The sequence below is a fragment of the Candidatus Margulisiibacteriota bacterium genome, assembly GCA_003242895.1.
Lineage (GTDB): Bacteria > Margulisbacteria > Riflemargulisbacteria > GWF2-39-127 > GWF2-39-127 > GWF2-39-127.
This window is the reverse complement of sequence record QKMY01000059.1, coordinates 1-16637: the sequence shown is the minus strand read 5'-3', so window position 1 is coordinate 16637 and position 16637 is coordinate 1. Positions and strand designations below refer to the sequence as shown.

Annotated in this window: 19 protein-coding genes; 17 read left to right on the top strand and 2 right to left on the bottom strand. The window is 37.9% G+C overall.

Annotated features, from left to right (window positions below; all coding sequences use genetic code 11):
• Window positions 1-3: 3 nt before the first annotated feature.
• Window positions 4-672, bottom strand: a complete 669-nt coding sequence (locus DKM50_10815; protein ID PZM78619.1) for a YggS family pyridoxal phosphate-dependent enzyme — start codon at window positions 670-672, stop codon at window positions 4-6.
• Window positions 673-1179: 507 nt separating this feature from the next.
• Here DKM50_10815 and DKM50_10810 point away from each other — a divergent pair.
• The 17 genes from DKM50_10810 (at window position 1180) to rnc (ending at window position 14493) form a co-directional block, all read left to right on the top strand.
• The gene (locus DKM50_10810; GenBank protein PZM78618.1) at window positions 1180-1923 is read left to right on the top strand and encodes a hypothetical protein; all 744 of its coding nucleotides are present in this window, start codon (window positions 1180-1182) and stop codon (window positions 1921-1923) included.
• 15 nt (window positions 1924-1938) lie between these two features.
• On the top strand, window positions 1939-2727 hold the full coding sequence (gene flgG / locus DKM50_10805) for a flagellar basal-body rod protein FlgG (protein ID PZM78617.1): 789 nt from the start codon (window positions 1939-1941) through the stop codon (window positions 2725-2727).
• A gap of 4 nt (window positions 2728-2731) precedes the next feature.
• Window positions 2732-3463 (top strand): flagella basal body P-ring formation protein FlgA, encoded by a 732-nt coding sequence (flgA, locus tag DKM50_10800; protein PZM78616.1) that lies wholly within the window; start codon window positions 2732-2734, stop codon window positions 3461-3463.
• A gap of 26 nt (window positions 3464-3489) precedes the next feature.
• Window positions 3490-4089 carry a flagellar basal body L-ring protein FlgH gene (locus DKM50_10795; GenBank protein PZM78615.1) on the top strand — a complete coding sequence of 200 codons (600 nt, stop codon included), beginning with the start codon at window positions 3490-3492 and terminating at the stop codon, window positions 4087-4089.
• 45 nt (window positions 4090-4134) lie between these two features.
• Window positions 4135-5229 (top strand): flagellar biosynthesis protein FlgA, encoded by a 1095-nt coding sequence (gene flgI, locus DKM50_10790; protein PZM78668.1) that lies wholly within the window; start codon window positions 4135-4137, stop codon window positions 5227-5229.
• A gap of 55 nt (window positions 5230-5284) precedes the next feature.
• Window positions 5285-5626 (top strand): hypothetical protein, encoded by a 342-nt coding sequence (locus DKM50_10785; GenBank protein PZM78614.1) that lies wholly within the window; start codon window positions 5285-5287, stop codon window positions 5624-5626.
• Window positions 5627-5872: 246 nt separating this feature from the next.
• Complete coding sequence (locus DKM50_10780; GenBank protein PZM78613.1) at window positions 5873-6181, top strand: hypothetical protein; 309 nt, start codon at window positions 5873-5875, stop codon at window positions 6179-6181.
• Window positions 6144-6650: a hypothetical protein gene (locus tag DKM50_10775; protein PZM78612.1), complete on the top strand. Its 507-nt coding sequence runs from the start codon at window positions 6144-6146 to the stop codon at window positions 6648-6650. Before DKM50_10780 ends, DKM50_10775 begins: the two co-directional genes overlap by 38 nt.
• A 24-nt stretch (window positions 6651-6674) precedes the next feature.
• Window positions 6675-8060, top strand: coding sequence for a flagellar hook-associated protein FlgK (locus tag DKM50_10770; GenBank protein PZM78611.1), 1386 nt, complete (start codon window positions 6675-6677; stop codon window positions 8058-8060).
• Between the two features lie 16 nt (window positions 8061-8076).
• A complete protein-coding gene (gene flgL / locus DKM50_10765) occupies window positions 8077-9321 on the top strand; it encodes a flagellar hook-associated protein 3 (protein PZM78610.1) in 1245 nt (414 codons plus the stop codon).
• 12 nt (window positions 9322-9333) lie between these two features.
• The gene (locus DKM50_10760) at window positions 9334-9813 is read left to right on the top strand and encodes a flagellar assembly protein FliW (GenBank protein PZM78609.1); all 480 of its coding nucleotides are present in this window, start codon (window positions 9334-9336) and stop codon (window positions 9811-9813) included.
• A 24-nt stretch (window positions 9814-9837) separates the two neighbouring features.
• Complete coding sequence (gene csrA / locus DKM50_10755; protein ID PZM78608.1) at window positions 9838-10053, top strand: carbon storage regulator; 216 nt, start codon at window positions 9838-9840, stop codon at window positions 10051-10053.
• A 296-nt stretch (window positions 10054-10349) separates the two neighbouring features.
• Window positions 10350-11039, top strand: coding sequence for a peptidase (locus tag DKM50_10750; GenBank protein ID PZM78607.1), 690 nt, complete (start codon window positions 10350-10352; stop codon window positions 11037-11039).
• A 34-nt stretch (window positions 11040-11073) separates the two neighbouring features.
• Window positions 11074-11940: a tRNA (adenosine(37)-N6)-dimethylallyltransferase MiaA gene (locus tag DKM50_10745; protein PZM78606.1), complete on the top strand. Its 867-nt coding sequence runs from the start codon at window positions 11074-11076 to the stop codon at window positions 11938-11940.
• A gap of 132 nt (window positions 11941-12072) precedes the next feature.
• Window positions 12073-12933 carry a diaminopimelate epimerase gene (locus DKM50_10740; GenBank protein ID PZM78605.1) on the top strand — a complete coding sequence of 287 codons (861 nt, stop codon included), beginning with the start codon at window positions 12073-12075 and terminating at the stop codon, window positions 12931-12933.
• Window positions 12924-13793 carry a 4-hydroxy-3-methylbut-2-enyl diphosphate reductase gene (locus DKM50_10735; protein ID PZM78604.1) on the top strand — a complete coding sequence of 290 codons (870 nt, stop codon included), beginning with the start codon at window positions 12924-12926 and terminating at the stop codon, window positions 13791-13793. Before DKM50_10740 ends, DKM50_10735 begins: the two co-directional genes overlap by 10 nt.
• A 7-nt stretch (window positions 13794-13800) precedes the next feature.
• Window positions 13801-14493 carry a ribonuclease III gene (gene rnc / locus DKM50_10730; GenBank protein ID PZM78667.1) on the top strand — a complete coding sequence of 231 codons (693 nt, stop codon included), beginning with the start codon at window positions 13801-13803 and terminating at the stop codon, window positions 14491-14493.
• Window positions 14494-14522: 29 nt separating this feature from the next.
• Here rnc and dxs read toward each other — a convergent pair whose 3' ends face one another.
• On the bottom strand, window positions 14523-16460 hold the full coding sequence (gene dxs / locus DKM50_10725; protein PZM78603.1) for a 1-deoxy-D-xylulose-5-phosphate synthase: 1938 nt from the start codon (window positions 16458-16460) through the stop codon (window positions 14523-14525).
• Between the last annotated feature and the right edge of the window lie 177 nt (window positions 16461-16637).

Sequence of the window (16637 nt, the reverse complement as noted above, 5' to 3'; positions counted from 1 at the left end):
TTCTTACTTAAAAATTGCGCTCCCTACGCGAATCATCGTAGCACCCTCTTGCAATGCAACTATGTAATCATCACTCATCCCCATTGAATACTCTGAAATCTTGATAGTGGGAATGTTTAACGAGTTGATTCTTTCCCCGAACTCAAAAAGTCTTTTAAAAATCGTATGTAATTCTGGATCAGACGCACTTAACGGCGCCATTGTCATTAATCCTATTATATCAATATTTTTTATATTTTTTAAAGCACTAATATTATCTAAAAATTCGTCTTCTTGAAAACCATATTTACTTTTCTCACCGGAAACATTTATCTGCAGAAGAACTTTCACGCGCTTGCCCGTTTTTCCTGCATGTTCATCTATTGCGCATGCCAAATGAATACTATCAACCGAGTGAATATACTCAACGATCGGCAATACTTTTTTTATTTTATTTGTCTGAAGGTGTCCGATCAAATGCCAAACTAAATTTGTATATTTTCCCAATTCTTTTGCTTTTTTCTCTAATAATTGTGTTTTATTTTCAGCAAGATCAGTAACTCCACAGCGAAGAAGCTCCTCTATTGTTGGAATATCTACGGTTTTGGTAACTGCTATCAGCCGAACCTTCGCACTTTTGGAGTAGCGTTCTATATTCTTTTTTATCTCTTCTATATTAGATGCAATATCCATAATTAGTCTATAAACCTATGTGCTGAGTGCGCATTCGGGCTTAAGTATTTATTTCTTGTCATTCCTGCTATCGCAGGAATCCGGTATTTCTATTTAACTCACCGATCATCATCTTATTTTTAATTTATTAGATTGTTATGATTAATATAACATTAACTCCCATAATTTCAAATACTTTGTATATATATTTTTTCCGTTAACATCTGACAAAATCTTATCCACAGATCAAAGGATTGATAATTTGGGTTTATTTCAGAACTAAAAATTTATAATTTGCAGCAAAAATAGCCATATAGAGCGCGGACTTAACTAAGTCTTCCAGTTTTTTATCTCCACTGCATAGATTGTGCAATATTATCCCTAAAGTTTTATTTTTACTAACCGATAATAAGTGCAATTGGGGATCAGTGTATGTAGCTGGACCGCTTGTCGGACGCTCTAATAGCTGAGATCGACTATCTCAGTTTTCCCCAAAACGCATATACAAGAAATAAATAGGTGACCATCATGCTCAATGGTATTTATGCAGCGTCTTCCGGCATGCAAAATGACCTTGTTAGATTAGAAATATTATCTAACAATACTGCCAATATGGACACGCCAGGCTTCAAAAAGGCTATCGCAGTCACAAAAAGCTTCACAAACGGACAGAATCAGTCAATACAAAACTCTCCGAATCAAGAAAAAGCCGGAGCTTACGTTAATGAAATCAAAACAGATTTTACCGATGGAGCTCAAGTATTTACCGGTAGCGATCTGAATATGAGCATTAACAATGACGGATTCTTCACCATCCAGACACCCAATGGTTTAGCCTATACGAGAAACGGAAGCTTCTCAGTTAACTCCGAAGGTTATCTTGTAACCCAAAACGGCTATTACGTTATGGGAGAGAATGGCACCATTAACGTAGGGACCGCAGAAAAACTAGTAGTGAATGAAAAAGGTTACGTATTCGGTGATGGAAAACAAATAGATTCTTTGGTGGTAACCGATTTTCCTAAGCCATATCAAATGACCCGTGCAGGCGCATCCATGTTTTATCCACAAGATTCAAATCAAGCTTTTCAGGTCAGCTATCCCAGAGTCAGCCAGGGATACCTGGAGTCATCGAATATCACACATGCAAGCGTCATGGTTGAGATGGTTAATATGATTAATGTCCAACGAAGCTTTGAAGCCAATCAAAAAGTCGTAACAATAATTGATCAAGCCATGGGAAAAACAGTGAATGAGATAGCTAAGGTATAAAGAAAGGGATATGTTATGAATAGGTCACTTTGGATTGCAGCAACAGGTATGATGGCACAACAGATGAATGTTGACGTCATTGCCAATAATTTATCAAACGTTAATACAACCGGATTTAAAAAAAGCCGTGTTAATTTTCAAGACCTGCTTTACCAGACAACCACATTTGGAGGCGCATACTCTACCCAGGAAACACAAATTCCATCGGGATTACAAGTTGGGTTGGGTACCAAGCCCATGTCAACGCAAAAGATATTTTCACAAGGTGACTTCCGAAAAACTGACAACCCTTATGATATTGTCATAAAGGGAGACGGTTTTTTTCAGGTAATAACTCCAGATGGCGATACCCAGTATAGCCGGGACGGTTCATTTTCTGCCAATAGTGAAGGTATCCTGGTAACGAACGAAGGCATGCCACTCGAACCATCGATTTCAATTCCCAGCAATACCACAAAAATAGTCGTCGGCTCAGATGGCACGGTGTCAGTATTAGCACCTGGAGACGTTACCCCGCAGCAAGTGGGACAGATAACAATCGCCCGGTTTTCAAACCCGTCAGGGCTAGAAAGCACCGGAAGAAATCTGTATAAAGCATCCGGCTCATCAGGAACTCCTATGGTAGGGACTCCCGGAAAAGAAGGACTGGGAACGATAGATCAAGGCTATCTTGAGAACTCGAACGTCGATATCGCGGAAGAAATGATTAGAATGATCATGGCACAAAGAGCCTACGAAATTAACTCTAAAGCAATTCAAACTGCTGATAATATGATGGGGATGGCAAATAATATAAAGAGGTAAGTAAATGATTAATTGGTTGCTCAAAAAAATATCCTTATCAGCCATAATTCTTTCAATAGGAATTATCTCTATAGCTACCGCCGATCAAACTATTAAAAGCGATAGAATCGTAGAATTAGCCAAAAGCTATCTGTTGAACCAATTCTCTCAGAATTACTCTTCGGAAAACATCGATGTGACCAACACCCGTCTTCTGCCGGACATATCTTTCCCGGAAGGAAAAATCGATTACTTTATCAACGAAAAAGAAATAGCAAATATCGGGCAGTATCATACAATTCCAATAATCATTCTCTTAGACGGCAAACCAATCCGCACATTATTCGTTAATTGCAAAGTAAAACTCTATGGGAATGTAGTTACGTCAGTAGCACCCATAAAAATGCATCAAAATATTAATCGGGAAGCTATAACACTATCCCGGCAAGAAATAAACTCTAACAGCAAAAACTCTGATTATTACCAAAATATCGAGGATTTGGTAGGGCTAAGGACCATCCAATATATTCCTTCCGGTAAAATCATCAATGCTGCCATTATCGAAAAAATCCCCCTCGTTGAAAAGAATAAACAGGTAAAAGTGGTAGGGAAAATAGGTGATATTGAAGCGAGCATATACGGAACAGCATTAGAGAAAGGTGTTAAAGACGATATCATCAACGTGCAGAACCCTTCTACCCAAAAAATTTTCTCAGCAAGAATAATCGGCAAAAATTCCGTGGAGTTAGTCTTTTAGCTAGGATTAAAAAAGGTATAAATCAAATGAAAATAGTCAAACAATTACTCTTAATAGCTTTTCTACTCTGCCAAACAAATTTAGTTTTCGGTGAATCCCTCTGGGATGATAAAGCTGCCTCTTTTTTTGCTGATAACAAAGCTCATTCAATAGGTGACAGCATTACTATAGTCATCGAAGAATCATCGACAGCATACCAGAAAGCAGGAACTGTCCTCGATAATAAATCGAATTCATCAATCGGGCCACTTGCCTCTAATTTACCTGGAATTTCAAAATTCACTCAATTTCTTTCGACTGCGACCAAACTCAATGAAGCCGACAAATTTGACGGGAAAGGCACAACACAAAGAGCCGGACAGCTTTCGGCAAAGGTTACAGTAAAAATCACAAAAATACTTGATAACGGCGAATACGAAATAGAAGGCAACAAAGAAGTTTTTATCAACTCAGAAAATCAGAAAATAAGAATTAAAGGGACCGTACGACCAAAAGACATAGATGAGAATAATACCGTATTGTCCACATACGTATCAAATGCACAAATATCTTATAGCGGTACCGGTCCAGTCGGAGACAGCCAGGAACCGGGAATATTATCAAAAGTACTAGCATTCCTGTTTTGAAGAAAGAAATAAATGTTTAAGCAAAAAATAAGTCTATTGATATTGATGTTTGTTTTGTTCATGTCAGCTACCGTTGGGTCTGACGCAGAAATGATCACAACAAGAATCAAAGACATTGCCAGAATAAACGGGCTACGCAATAACCAGATGATTGGCTATGGCTTGATCGTAGGCCTTGACGGAAGCGGGGACAGCGGAGCTATTGCCGCTGCGAAATCAATAAGCAATTTTCTGGATTCATTCGGGATAAAAGTTGATCCGAAAAACATGAAAGGGAAAAATGTTGCCGCCGTATCAGTAACAGCAATCCTTCCACCTTTTGCAAAAAAAGGCGATTCCTTGGACATCGTGGTATCTTCCATCGGAGACGCCAAAAGCCTTCAGGGCGGCATGCTCCTGCTCACTCCGCTAAAAGCGCCGAACGGGAAAATATATGCAGTCGCACAGGGGGCCATTTCCCTTGGCGGATTCAATGAAAGCTCCGCAGGTACTGAAGTGAGAAAAAATCACCCGACAATCGGCCAAATACCTGGAGGAGCAATCCTTGAGAAAGATATTACCTCAACGTTTTTATCAGACAACAACACCTTCGAGCTGGTACTGAGGCAATCTGACTTCACAACAGCGACTGGTATTGCAGAGCAAATAAACCTCTATTTCAACGATAATCTTGCCGCGGTAAAAGATCCTTCGACGATAGAGGTATTTGTTCCCGAAGATTTCAGGGATTACGTAATGCTTTACGTAGCCAGAATAGAGCAATTACCTGTCGTGCCTGACGTGCAAGCAAAAATTGTCATTAATGAAAGAACAGGCACCATCCTCATGGGCGGTCCAATAAAGATCCTTCCGGTAGCTGTAGCTCAAGGCAATTTAAGTGTATCAATCCAGCAGAATAAAGAGGTTATACAACCCGCAGTCCTTTCAAGAGGAGAGACAAAAGTTGTCACCAATCCGACAATTAAAGTCACAGAAGAAAAGCTAGCACGCGGAAAACTGGTAGAGATCCGGCCCGGAAACTCAATTTCAGATGTGATTAAAGTTCTCAATCTTATCGGTGCAAGCCCGCGAGATATGATCTCAATACTACAGGCGATGAAAAATGCAGGTGCACTGCAGGCTGAACTGGTAATTATGTAGGCCATAATGGAAGCACGTTGGTGCATTCCTAAAGTAAATATAAAGAAAAAAAACTATGGATTTAACCAATACAAACTCACTCATGATATCAAATTCTTACGATGAGCAAAGATACAAAAAGTCCGTTTCCAATTCGTCTGATACGAAATCGAATGATCTTGCAAAAACCGAAAAAGCAACAAAAGAATTCGAAGCGTATTTTATTAATTATATGTTTAAGGAAATGAAAAAAACCATACCGCAAGGTGGCTTATTCAGCAAAAATGATGGCGAAAAGATATTCGAAGAAATGCGTGACCAAAAATACGCAGAAATGATGGCAAACCGCGGAGGAATAGGGTTATCAAGGATAATGACCGAACATTTAAGAGCGAATATGTCACAAACAAAATTTTGAGCCCTCACTTCAGGAGATAGCAAATGCCATTCATAAATAGAGTTAAGCATTATATAAATTATTGGTTATATTTAAAACACGAATCAAAAAAATAAATAAACTTTAAAAAAACAGCCAGAAAGCTCACGCAAATGAATGCATATAATATATATTAAAATAAAATTAAAATATTTAAATAATGATAAATTTTTTGAATATTTTATCGATAAGTAGAATAGTAAAAAGCAAAACAGAAAGGACAAAAAAATGTTCATAGACGAAGTAGGCGCTTCAGAACAAGTCAAAAATATCGATAAAATCCGCAAATCAAAAGACATACAGATTAATGGCATAAAAAGTTCTAAATCGGACAAACTGGATATATCGAAATCTTCTGAATTCCAGATGACCATAAAAGAAGCTCTTGCACAGACTCCTGATATTCGTGAGGATAAAGTAAGAGAAGTCAGCCAGAAAATAGAAAATAATACTTACCGGACATCCAGCTCCGCAATTGCAAAAAAAATAATGGAATCGGATGAATATAATGGCATTAGATCTGAACTCTTTAGTTAGTATTTTAGACAAACACCTTTACGTTTACAGGCAGTTATTAACTGTATCAAGGCAAGAACAGGTTGCCATCGTTAATAACAAGCCCACGGAGATAGATGACTGCGTTCACAAAAAAGACCAACTCCTCGGCATTTTAGAAAAATTAGAGAAGGCAAAGCAAAAAACACTCGCAACCTTTGCTGTAGAAATGCAGATAAACAAAAAAATCGTTAGTGTTTCTGAAATAATAGATCACCTTCACGGTAAATATAAAGAAAAAATCAAACAATATATAAAAGATCTTACTAATATAATTTTAGAATTAAAAGTTGTTAACCAAAACAATGGCAAACTCCTGAACTATTCCCTCCATTTTATTCATCATATGATATCTAATTTCACCTCAGTTAACGAAGTGAAATGTACCTATACAGCCTCCGGAATTTACCAAAAACCCAATAGGGTCAGCAATGTCGAATATTGTTTTTAACAGTTTGGATAAGGAGTTTTTAATATGAGTTTATTTTCAGCACTAAGCTTGGGAACTCGAAGTATGCAAGCTCAGCAACGAGCAATGGAGGTTACCGGACATAACCTGGCAAACGTCAATACCGAGAGTTATTCCCGGCAAAGAGTTGCTTTTGTTTCCGGAAATCCACAAACGATACTCACTCCTTCCGGTTCATTTCAACTCGGAACAGGGGTTGATGTATCTTCAGTTGATAGAATTCACGATGATTTTCTTGAAGCACAAATACAATCTGAAGCACAAGATCTGGGCTACTACCAGACGCAATACAGCAATTACAAAATTTTAGAGACTTCTTTTAACGAGCCTTCGGATAGCGGGATTGCTAATGCTCTCGATGAGTTCTGGCAGTCATGGAAAAAAGTAGCCGCTCCCAATCCGGGAGATAAAGGCGCCCGAGAAGAGGTTAAAGTTAAAGCGGTTCAACTGACCGACACTTTAAAGCAAACCTACAACAAGCTTGTTGACCTTCAGAAAAACATTGACAGCGCGATTGGAACAAAAGTCATAGAAATCAATTCGAATCTAAACAAGATAGCCTCTTTAAATAACCAAATAGCCAATGTACCCATAGACGCCGATGCAAATGATTTATTAGATAAAAGAGATCAGATATTAATAGACCTCAGTAAACAAATCAATTTTACCGCGACGTTACAGGCAAACAGGACCATCGATATTTCTACAGCAGGAATTCCTCTTGTCGTTGATAATAAAGCGTTATTGTTATCAACTGGAGTGACCAGCAAATCATTATTTCTTGAGATAAGGGATAGTTCGAATATAAATATAAATAGTTCCATTAACAATGGAGAAATTGCCGGCCTGTTGAATTTGCGAGACACGGTTATCGAGGAATATAAAAAAGATCTCAATACATTATCATCAAAAATCATAAGTGAAGTAAACGAGGTACATCATCAAGGCTATGATTTAAATGGGGCCAAAGGAATAGACTTCTTTTTAGGAGATAGCGCTTCGAATATAACGCTACACCCGAGTATCAAGGGTAATGTAACCTATATCGCGGCTTCCTCGACAAAAGAGAATACAAATGGAAATGGAGAGATTGCCGACAAAATATCAGGACTTCAAAATAAATCTCTTTTAGACAATAATACATATACCGTAAGTGAATTTTTCCAGAACATAATTTCGAAGCAAGCCAATGATTCCAGTTACTCAAAAAAACTTGTTGAAGGACAGGAAACCCTCTTGAATGGTCTCAAAGGCAGAAAAGCAAGCACGTCAGGAGTATCGATCGATGAGGAAATGACCAACTTGGTTCAATATGAGCAATCATATAATGCTGCGGCCAAATATGTTAGCACCATTAATCAAGTAATAGATTCTTTGATGCAAATGATATAATAAAACGGAGACACCTATGAGAGTAAGTAACAGCTATATTTTCTTTTCATTAAAAAACCAATTAAGCAGTAATCTGGAGAATTTATACAATTCTCAGGTTAAAGTCAATAGTGGGAAAAAATACGTATTGCCCTCCGATGACCCCACAAGCGCAGTTACAGCGTTAAGAATTAAACACAGTCTCAACCTGAATTCATATTATAAAGAACGGCAAAATTACACAAAACCGTATCTGCAAATTGCCGACACTCAGCTTACTACAATAATCAACACGATTAGAACTGTCAAAGTAGACCTTAACATGGCATCAAATAGTACTAACGACAACAGCCAGTTAGCAATAGTTGCAACAAAAATTGACAAAGCTATTGACTCAATTGTTACTACTGCAAATGCCAAATATAATAATACATTTCTATTTGGCGGGTACGGGACAAACACTACCCCCTTTGTACGAACAGGAGATCAAGTCAAATATAATGGATCAGGCCACACTGTACAGCAAGAAATAAATAAAGATATTTTTGCAGATGTTATGATCCCTGGTTCTAAGATTTTTGAAACACATACCGTTGATAGCACAATCGGGCTAGCATCCCCTGATGCCAAGCTCAGCACAATGTTAAACAGCGTAGGAAGCCCCTATTCTTTTTCAATTAAAACAGGGAGCGGAACTCCTGCAACCTTTTCAGTAAACTATACGACTGATAGTTTACAAGATATCGTTACCAGGATCAATAATAGCGGAGTAGATGTCAAAGCCAATATTAAAGAAGCTAACGGAATGGCCTACCTTACATTACAATCCAAGATTGTGGGAGAGTCCGGGGCATTGACAATAACGGATGATAGTAGCGGTAATGGATTGCTCAAAGCTATCTCCCTCGCCGATGAAAATGCAGCTATTACCGGCACGCAATCTTCCTATAGCAACGGGCTTCTGGATACCCTGATTGCAGCCAAAAATAAACTACAAATCGGAGATACCACCGGACTTTCTGATTTGATTGCCAAAATAGACAGTGCTAATGATAATATCCTTAATATAACAGCAAATGTAGGGTATGAAATCCAACGGATTGAAACAGCACAGAGTTTTTCTAGCGATGAAGAATTCAGACTTAAAGAGCTTCTTTCAGACACAGAGGGCATTGATTCTATTGGCGCGATTACAGAGCTCAGCACCCTCCAAAACGCATATGAGGCAGCGTTGGCAACAAGTGCAAGGATAATGAAGCTCTCATTACTTAATTATATTTAACAGAGGTTGGGTATGGATATAATAACAACAAGATTTGGAACTCTAACAATTAACGAGCAGGACATAATCCATATAGAAAAAGGGTTAATGGGCTTTGAAAAAGAAAGTAACTACATTCTCAGGCCCTCAGGAAAAAACCAGCTATTCGGTTGGCTCCAATCTACGGAGAATCCTGCACTTGCATTTGTCGTCACGAATCCTTTTGATTTCTACGTTAATTACGAATTTGACCTAGAAAATGAAGACTTAGAAGAGCTGCATATTTCCTCAGTTGAAGACGTGTATGTCCTTACAATACTCACTATCCCTGCTAATCCGCAAAACATATCGGCCAATTTAATAGCACCAATAATAATTAATAATAAAAATAAAAAGGGAAAACAAATTATTCTAAAAAGCAATAAGTATCAAACCAAACATTTTATACTGAAAGATTTTCAAAATTTAGCTGAAAATACAAAAAAAAGTCTAATAAATCAAACAGCTCAATAAGCGAGCTTTCTAAGGAGAATTTTCTTGTTAGTATTATCTAGAAAATTAGACCAAAGCATTATTGTTAACGACAATATCGAAATAAAGGTTATCGAGATAAAAGATAACATTGTAAAACTGGGAATTACTGCTCCCAAAAATATTCCTGTGTTTAGAAAAGAAGTCTTGGAAGAAATCCGAGAAGAAAATCTAAAAGCTTCCGAATTTAAGGTAGACGACCTAAATAAGCTTTTTAAATAAACCTAAAGTTATCAGCAAAAAAACAAAAAAAGATATTAAGTCTATTTCTGCTGAAGGCCAGACCAATTCCATCCGCACATTTAACAGATAAAGTCAGGCAACTACTTAAATGCAAAGGAATATGAAAGCCATTGTAGTTATGTTATAATACCGTTGCAAGATGGTGTAACAAAAAAAATTGGAGTTATTTTTGCTTACTCATTCTAGCTATTTTTATATTATTATATAGCATATAATACCTTTAATCATTAAAAAATGCCACCAATCGTGGCACACACGAAAAGGAGTGCTTATCCATGCTGCCATTTTTCTTTGATAGCTCAATGCTCTTGCTGATACCAGCAGCCATATTCGCAATGTGGGCACAATACAGAGTAAAATCAACATTCGGAAAATATTCTTCCAAACCAGCAAATTCTCAATATGCCGGATGGGAAGTCGCTCGAAAATTATTAGACGCTTCAAATCTAAAAAACGTTGAAATCGAAAAAGTTCCTGGAGAACTAACTGATCATTATGATCCTCGTGCTAAAGTTCTCCGACTTTCAGAAAGCACTTATTGGAACCGTTCAATATCCAGTTATGGTGTTGTTGCCCATGAGGTTGGCCACGCACTACAGGATGCTAGAGAATATTTCCCTCTAACCTTAAGAAATAATTTTGTCCCTATTGCAGGATTCGGTTCCTCTGCAGCATTCCCGCTTTTTTTTGTTGGGTTGCTTGTCAGTAGTGGCCTGTTAATGGATATCGGGATTCTTTTTTTTGCCGCTGCCGTATTATTTCATGTCATCACCTTGCCGGTAGAATTGAATGCATCTTCACAAGCACTGCTCCTGCTTAAACAGCAGAATATATTGTCTGACCAGGAGATCCCCTTAGCTAAAAAGGTGTTAAACGCAGCAGCACTTACCTATGTTGCCGCGATGGCAGTTTCGCTATTGCACCTGGTTAGATTACTTATCTTAAGAAATAGAAATGAAGATTAGAGGTGAAAAGCGTTTCTATACCTAGCTTCATATTATGAATAGTGCAATCAAAATTATTATTGGAGCGACGGCTGTCGGCAAAACCAACTGGGCTATTGAGTATGCTCGTGCAAACAATGCCGAGATAATCTCAGCAGACTCGATGCAGGTATACCGATATATGGATATTGGAACTGCAAAGCCATCCATAACAGAACGAGAAGAAATAAGACATCATTTAATTGATATCGTTAATCCTGAAGATATTTATTCCGCACATGATTTTGTTGAAAAAGCAAACATATTAATAGCTGATATACGGCAAAGAAATAAAGAACCGCTTCTTGTTGGAGGAACTGGACTCTACATAAATGCTTTTATTCGCAATTTTAATTTTCCGGGGGCCCCTAAAGATCCGAACTTGAGAAACAAGCTAAAGCAGAGAGCTGCCATAGAAGGAATTGAATCCCTTTATAATGAATTAAAAGAAATAGATGAAGAATCCACAAAAAAAATCTCGGCTAATGATTTATACAGAATAATCCGAGCGCTCGAAGTCTATTATTTAACTGGAGAAAAAATATCGGACTTTCATTACAAGACAAAAAGCTATCGCCCTGACATTGATATCCACCATCTTCAAAAAGATCGTTCAGCCATCTATAAAGGCATCGAAGACCGTATAGATTCTATGATTGCAAAGGGTTTATTTGAGGAAGTCCAGATGTTAATTGATAAAGGCTACAGTCAAGACTTGCCTTCAATGCAGGCCTTAGGGTATAAAGAGGTTATTGACTATTTTTTAAAGAAAACAGATAAAGAAGCCTGTATAAGCTTAATAAAAAAAAGGACCAGAAATTTTGCAAAACGTCAGCTTACCTGGTTTAGAAGCTTTCCAGTTAAAAAAGAAATCTTTATCTGAGATAAGGCACGTAAAAATTATTTGTTTATAATTATTAACTGATTTATGCTATTCTGCATAGTATTAGTTAATAATCAGTAAATTTATAAAATGCCACGACTTGGGACACGGGCTAATAAAGGAGGAATGACTATGAAGTTTACAAAAATGCACGGTTTAGGAAACGATTTTGTATTAATAGACAATCTGGAAAACAAGATTCCTGAAGAGGATTATGCGCAGATGGCAATATCATTGTGCGACCGGCACTACGGAATAGGCGGAGACGGGCTGGTTTTTATATTGCCCTCTCATAATGCTGATTATAAAATGAGAATTTTTAACAGTAACGGCTCAGAAGCTGAAATGTGTGGAAACGGAATTCGCTGTTTTGCCCGTTATATATACGAAAAGTTCTACAACAAAAAAGATGTTATTTCAGTCGAGACTCTTGCAGGAATAGTTGTCCCGACAATAATTGCTTCTAACGGAAAGTTTATTGGTGTTGAAGTTGATATGGGAGAACCGCGATTATCACGCAATGAAATTCCAATGATCGGAGAAGACAGTGAAACCGTTATCGATGAAAAGGTAACTATAGACGGCAAGACATATGAAGGCACAGCCGTATCCATGGGAAACCCGCATTTTGTTATTTTTGTTGATAATATAGATGATATTAATCTAGCTGAAGTAGGTCCGCTTTTTGAAAATTATTATTTATTTCCAGAGAAAACCAACACCGAGTTCATACAAATAGTCAATAGAAATGAACTTATCATGCGTGTCTGGGAGCGAGGTGCAGGCGAAACCTTGGCTTGTGGGACCGGAGCCTGCGCAAGCCTGGTTGCTGGCGTATTAACCGGCAAAACCGAGAGAAAAGCCATTGTACGGCTTATGGGAGGAAATCTCTCTATCGAGTGGCAAAAAGAAGATAATCACATTATCATGACCGGACCTGCTCAGACAGTATTCGAGGGAGAACTGCATGAGGAGGCTTTAGTTTGGAAATAAAAATAGCCAAACACGCCGGATTTTGTATCGGAGTAAGGAAAGCCGTAGAAAAAGCTCTTGCTGCCACAAACAGTTACGAAATCAAAAAACCGATATATAGCCTAGGACACTTGGTACATAACTCCTTCGTGGTAGAAGAACTTAAGAAAAAAGGCATTATTATTGTTAACAGCATTGATGAAATCAATACAACCGGAACACTCATAATAAGTGCCCATGGAGTATCTCCTCACATTTTTAACCAAGTTAAAGAAAAGAAATTAGATGTAATAGATACAACCTGTACACAAGTTGCAAAAGTACAGAATCTAGCAAAACAGCTAAGTAATGACGGATATCTGATAATAATAATTGGTGACAAAAACCATCCTGAAGTCAAAGGCGTTCGAGAATGGGCAGGTACAAATTCTTATGTCATTTCGAATAGAGAAGAAATTTTGCCCGAAATCTTGACAAAAAAAATTGGAATTATCTCACAAACTACTATTTCATTAGAACTGTTTGATACGATATCAAAAAGTATCAGAGAAAAAGCCACTGCCGAAGTAAAAATCTTTAACACGATTTGCTCGGCCACAAGCACCCGGCAGAAAGCGGCAATAACGCTTGCGCATGAGGTTGATGCCATGCTCATAATAGGGGATAACAAAAGCGCAAATACCAATCGCCTCTATGAGTTAAGCAAAGGGATCCAGGAAAACTCATATCTTGTAGCAGAACCTTCCATAATAAATAAGGAATGGCTTCTCAATAAAAAAAATGTGGGGATTACGGCCGGAGCTTCAACTCCGATAGAAATTATCGATTCTGTCATTAAAAAATTAAGGGATATGGAACAACCTAATGATCAATATACATAATAAAGAAATGCACAAGTTGGAGAACCTTATTGCATATGAGTTTGAGAATAAAAAACTTTTGTTGACAGCATTAACACACAGTTCCTATTCTAACGAAAAAAAAGCTAAGCAGCTGGAAAATAACGAACGATTAGAATTCCTTGGCGATGCCATACTAAAACTTTCAATATCAGATTATCTCTACCGCAATTATCCTGAATATGCTGAAGGAATAATGACCAAAATTAGGGCACTGTTAATAAGCGATCATACCCTGGCAAAAATTGCTAAATCAGTTGATCTTGGAAGAATGCTTCTGTTATCGAAAAACGAAAAAAAAACCGGGGGAGAAACCAGACCATCAATTCTTGCAAATGCACTCGAAGCTATTATTGGTGCAATCTATCTCGATGGCGGACTGGAAAAAGCAAAAAAAATCATATACGCGCTATTTCAAGTACAACTAGAAACGATAGGCCCAGCGTTTTCCACTCATGACTACAAGTCCAAACTTCAGGAATATATGCAGCAAAACAATCTCGGACTCCCGGAATACACGACTATAAAAGAGCTCGGACCAGACCATAATAAAACATTTATTATTGAGGGGCGGGTACTACTGAATAATAATGAAATTAAAGCAATTGGCCGAGGAAAAACCAAAAAAATTTCCGAACAAAATGTGGCAAGAAGAGTTCTTAAAAAACTAGGAGTGCTTTAACCTGACCGCATCTGAGAAACAAAAACCGCTTAAATAGCACTGGCCTTAATATATCCTGCCTCTGAAGGTTCAAAAATTTTTGCCAGAATTTTTTGAAACATCCCGTCCGTATCAAGTTGATATTTTTGCATCAGTTCTTTTTTACTGCCATGCTCAATAAATTTATCCGGGATACCGAGACACAAGGTTCGGGTTATAATTCCCTCTTTACTTAGCAGTTCTAAGACCGCAGACCCGAATCCACCCTGAATCGCGCCCTCTTCCATTGTGACAACAAGATCAGATTCCCGACTTAATGCAGAAATCAATTTTTCATCTAAGGGTTTAATGAATCGCGCATTTATTACCGTTGTATTCACTTTTGAGAAAAACAATCGTTGCGCCACCTCGATAGCCGAGGGAACCATCGTACCAATAGCAATTATGCAAATATTATTCTTATAGCCGTCATTTTGAGCGAATAAGATCTCTGCCTTACCGAGAATAAGTTCATCAGCTTTTTCCTTGAGCACCGATATTGCGCCTTCCCCTCGAGGGTAACGAATACTAATTGGCCCATTATAGCTTAAAGCGAAATACATCATATCTACGAGTTCATTCTGATCCTTCGGCGCCATTACCGTTAAGTTTGGAATGTGCCTTAAATATCCAAAGTCAAATACCCCGTGATGTGTCGGACCATCTTCACCTACAAGGCCTCCCCGGTCCAGCATAAAGACAACTGGCAAATTCTGGATACATACATCATGAATAATTTGATCATACGCTCTCTGCATAAAAGAAGAGTATACAGCAACAAATGGCTTCATTCCTTCTACAGTTAAGCCGGCTGCAAAAGTAACTGCATGCTCTTCAGCAATTCCGACATCGAAAAATCGATGAGGAAATTTTTTTTGAAATTCGCTAAGTCCGGTACCGCTCGGCATGGCCGCAGTAATTGCACAAATTCTATTATCCAGATTAGCAAGATCACAAATTGTTTTCCCAAAGGTCTCGGTGTAAGAAGGATTTTTATGCGAGGTTTCAATTTTTCCAGATTCTATATGAAACGGCGAAATACCATGAAATTTTTCGGGATCATCTTCAGCTGGCAAATATCCTTTGCCTTTCTTTGTTATAACATGGATAAGAATTGGCTTAGTCGACCGCCGGGCATAAGAAATTGCGCCCATAAGAAGAGGGATATTATGCCCGTCTATAGGACCAAGATAGCGGAATCCTAATTCCTCAAAAATAACACCTACTTTATAATCAGTTACGAGATTTTTTGTTCGATCAACTAGTTTTTCAATTTTCTTTGAAAGAGGACTTCCTATCTTTGGTATCCTGTTGATCAAACTCTCCACATTATTCTTTATACTCAGATACGTTGAAGAGGTCCTCACCCTCGTAATCGCATTTGATAAAGACCCGACAGGTTTAGATATCGATAATCCATTATCATTTAAAATAACAACAAAATTACCTTTTACACTGCAGGGGACATTATTTATGGCTTCAAACGCTAATCCGCCACTGGTAGATCCATCACCGATAATTGAAAAAACCGAAAAATCTTCTCCCTTAATATCCCTGGCGACCGCAATACCAAGAGCTGCCGAAATAGAGGTAGATGCATGACCGGTTCCAAAGGCATCATGTTGGCTTTCATTTCTCCTGGGAAACCCGGAGAGCCCGCCGAGCTGCCGGATAGTAGAAATACTATCCTTCCGTCCGGTAAGTATTTTGTGAACATAGGCTTGATGTCCAACATCCCAAATCAATTTATCTTCCGGACTAGTAAGCACGGTATGTAATGCAACGGTAAGTTCAACAACTCCTAAACTTGGAGCAAGATGCCCTCCGCTTTTAGACACCGTAGATATTAAAAGTTCCCGTATCTCCTGGCAAATCTGTTCAAGTTCATTAATTGAGAGCTTTTTAAGATCATCAGGCAATTCAATAGTATCGATTAATTTAGTTGGCATTGGTTTCCATTAGTAGATTTTTTAAATGTTTAATTATTATAGTATAAAAGTATTAATATTAAAATAGAATATAAACGTACGAATCAAATCATCTAAAATCTAACCGAAGCCGATAGTAATCTATCAAATCAAAATCTGACCAAGATATGAGCAAAAGCGAATATAGGTTAGGCGAAC

Bases quoted from the DNA above. Each gene is read 5' to 3' on its own strand.
- dxs (PZM78603.1), bottom strand. From the start codon at position 16,460: ATGCCAACTAAATTAATCGATACTATTGAATTGCCTGATGATCTTAAA.
- DKM50_10740 (PZM78605.1), top strand. From the start codon at position 12,073: ATGAAGTTTACAAAAATGCACGGTTTAGGAAACGATTTTGTATTAATA.
- DKM50_10750 (PZM78607.1), top strand. From the start codon at position 10,350: ATGCTGCCATTTTTCTTTGATAGCTCAATGCTCTTGCTGATACCAGCA.
- flgA (PZM78616.1), top strand. From the start codon at position 2,732: ATGATTAATTGGTTGCTCAAAAAAATATCCTTATCAGCCATAATTCTT.
- DKM50_10760 (PZM78609.1), top strand. From the start codon at position 9,334: ATGGATATAATAACAACAAGATTTGGAACTCTAACAATTAACGAGCAG.
- rnc (PZM78667.1), top strand. From the start codon at position 13,801: ATGCACAAGTTGGAGAACCTTATTGCATATGAGTTTGAGAATAAAAAA.
- flgG (PZM78617.1), top strand. From the start codon at position 1,939: ATGAATAGGTCACTTTGGATTGCAGCAACAGGTATGATGGCACAACAG.
- DKM50_10775 (PZM78612.1), top strand. From the start codon at position 6,144: ATGAATATAATGGCATTAGATCTGAACTCTTTAGTTAGTATTTTAGAC.
- flgL (PZM78610.1), top strand. From the start codon at position 8,077: ATGAGAGTAAGTAACAGCTATATTTTCTTTTCATTAAAAAACCAATTA.
- DKM50_10815 (PZM78619.1), bottom strand. From the start codon at position 672: ATGGATATTGCATCTAATATAGAAGAGATAAAAAAGAATATAGAACGC.
- DKM50_10745 (PZM78606.1), top strand. From the start codon at position 11,074: ATGAATAGTGCAATCAAAATTATTATTGGAGCGACGGCTGTCGGCAAA.
- DKM50_10780 (PZM78613.1), top strand. From the start codon at position 5,873: ATGTTCATAGACGAAGTAGGCGCTTCAGAACAAGTCAAAAATATCGAT.
- DKM50_10810 (PZM78618.1), top strand. From the start codon at position 1,180: ATGCTCAATGGTATTTATGCAGCGTCTTCCGGCATGCAAAATGACCTT.
- DKM50_10770 (PZM78611.1), top strand. From the start codon at position 6,675: ATGAGTTTATTTTCAGCACTAAGCTTGGGAACTCGAAGTATGCAAGCT.
- DKM50_10795 (PZM78615.1), top strand. From the start codon at position 3,490: ATGAAAATAGTCAAACAATTACTCTTAATAGCTTTTCTACTCTGCCAA.
- DKM50_10785 (PZM78614.1), top strand. From the start codon at position 5,285: ATGGATTTAACCAATACAAACTCACTCATGATATCAAATTCTTACGAT.
- flgI (PZM78668.1), top strand. From the start codon at position 4,135: ATGTTTGTTTTGTTCATGTCAGCTACCGTTGGGTCTGACGCAGAAATG.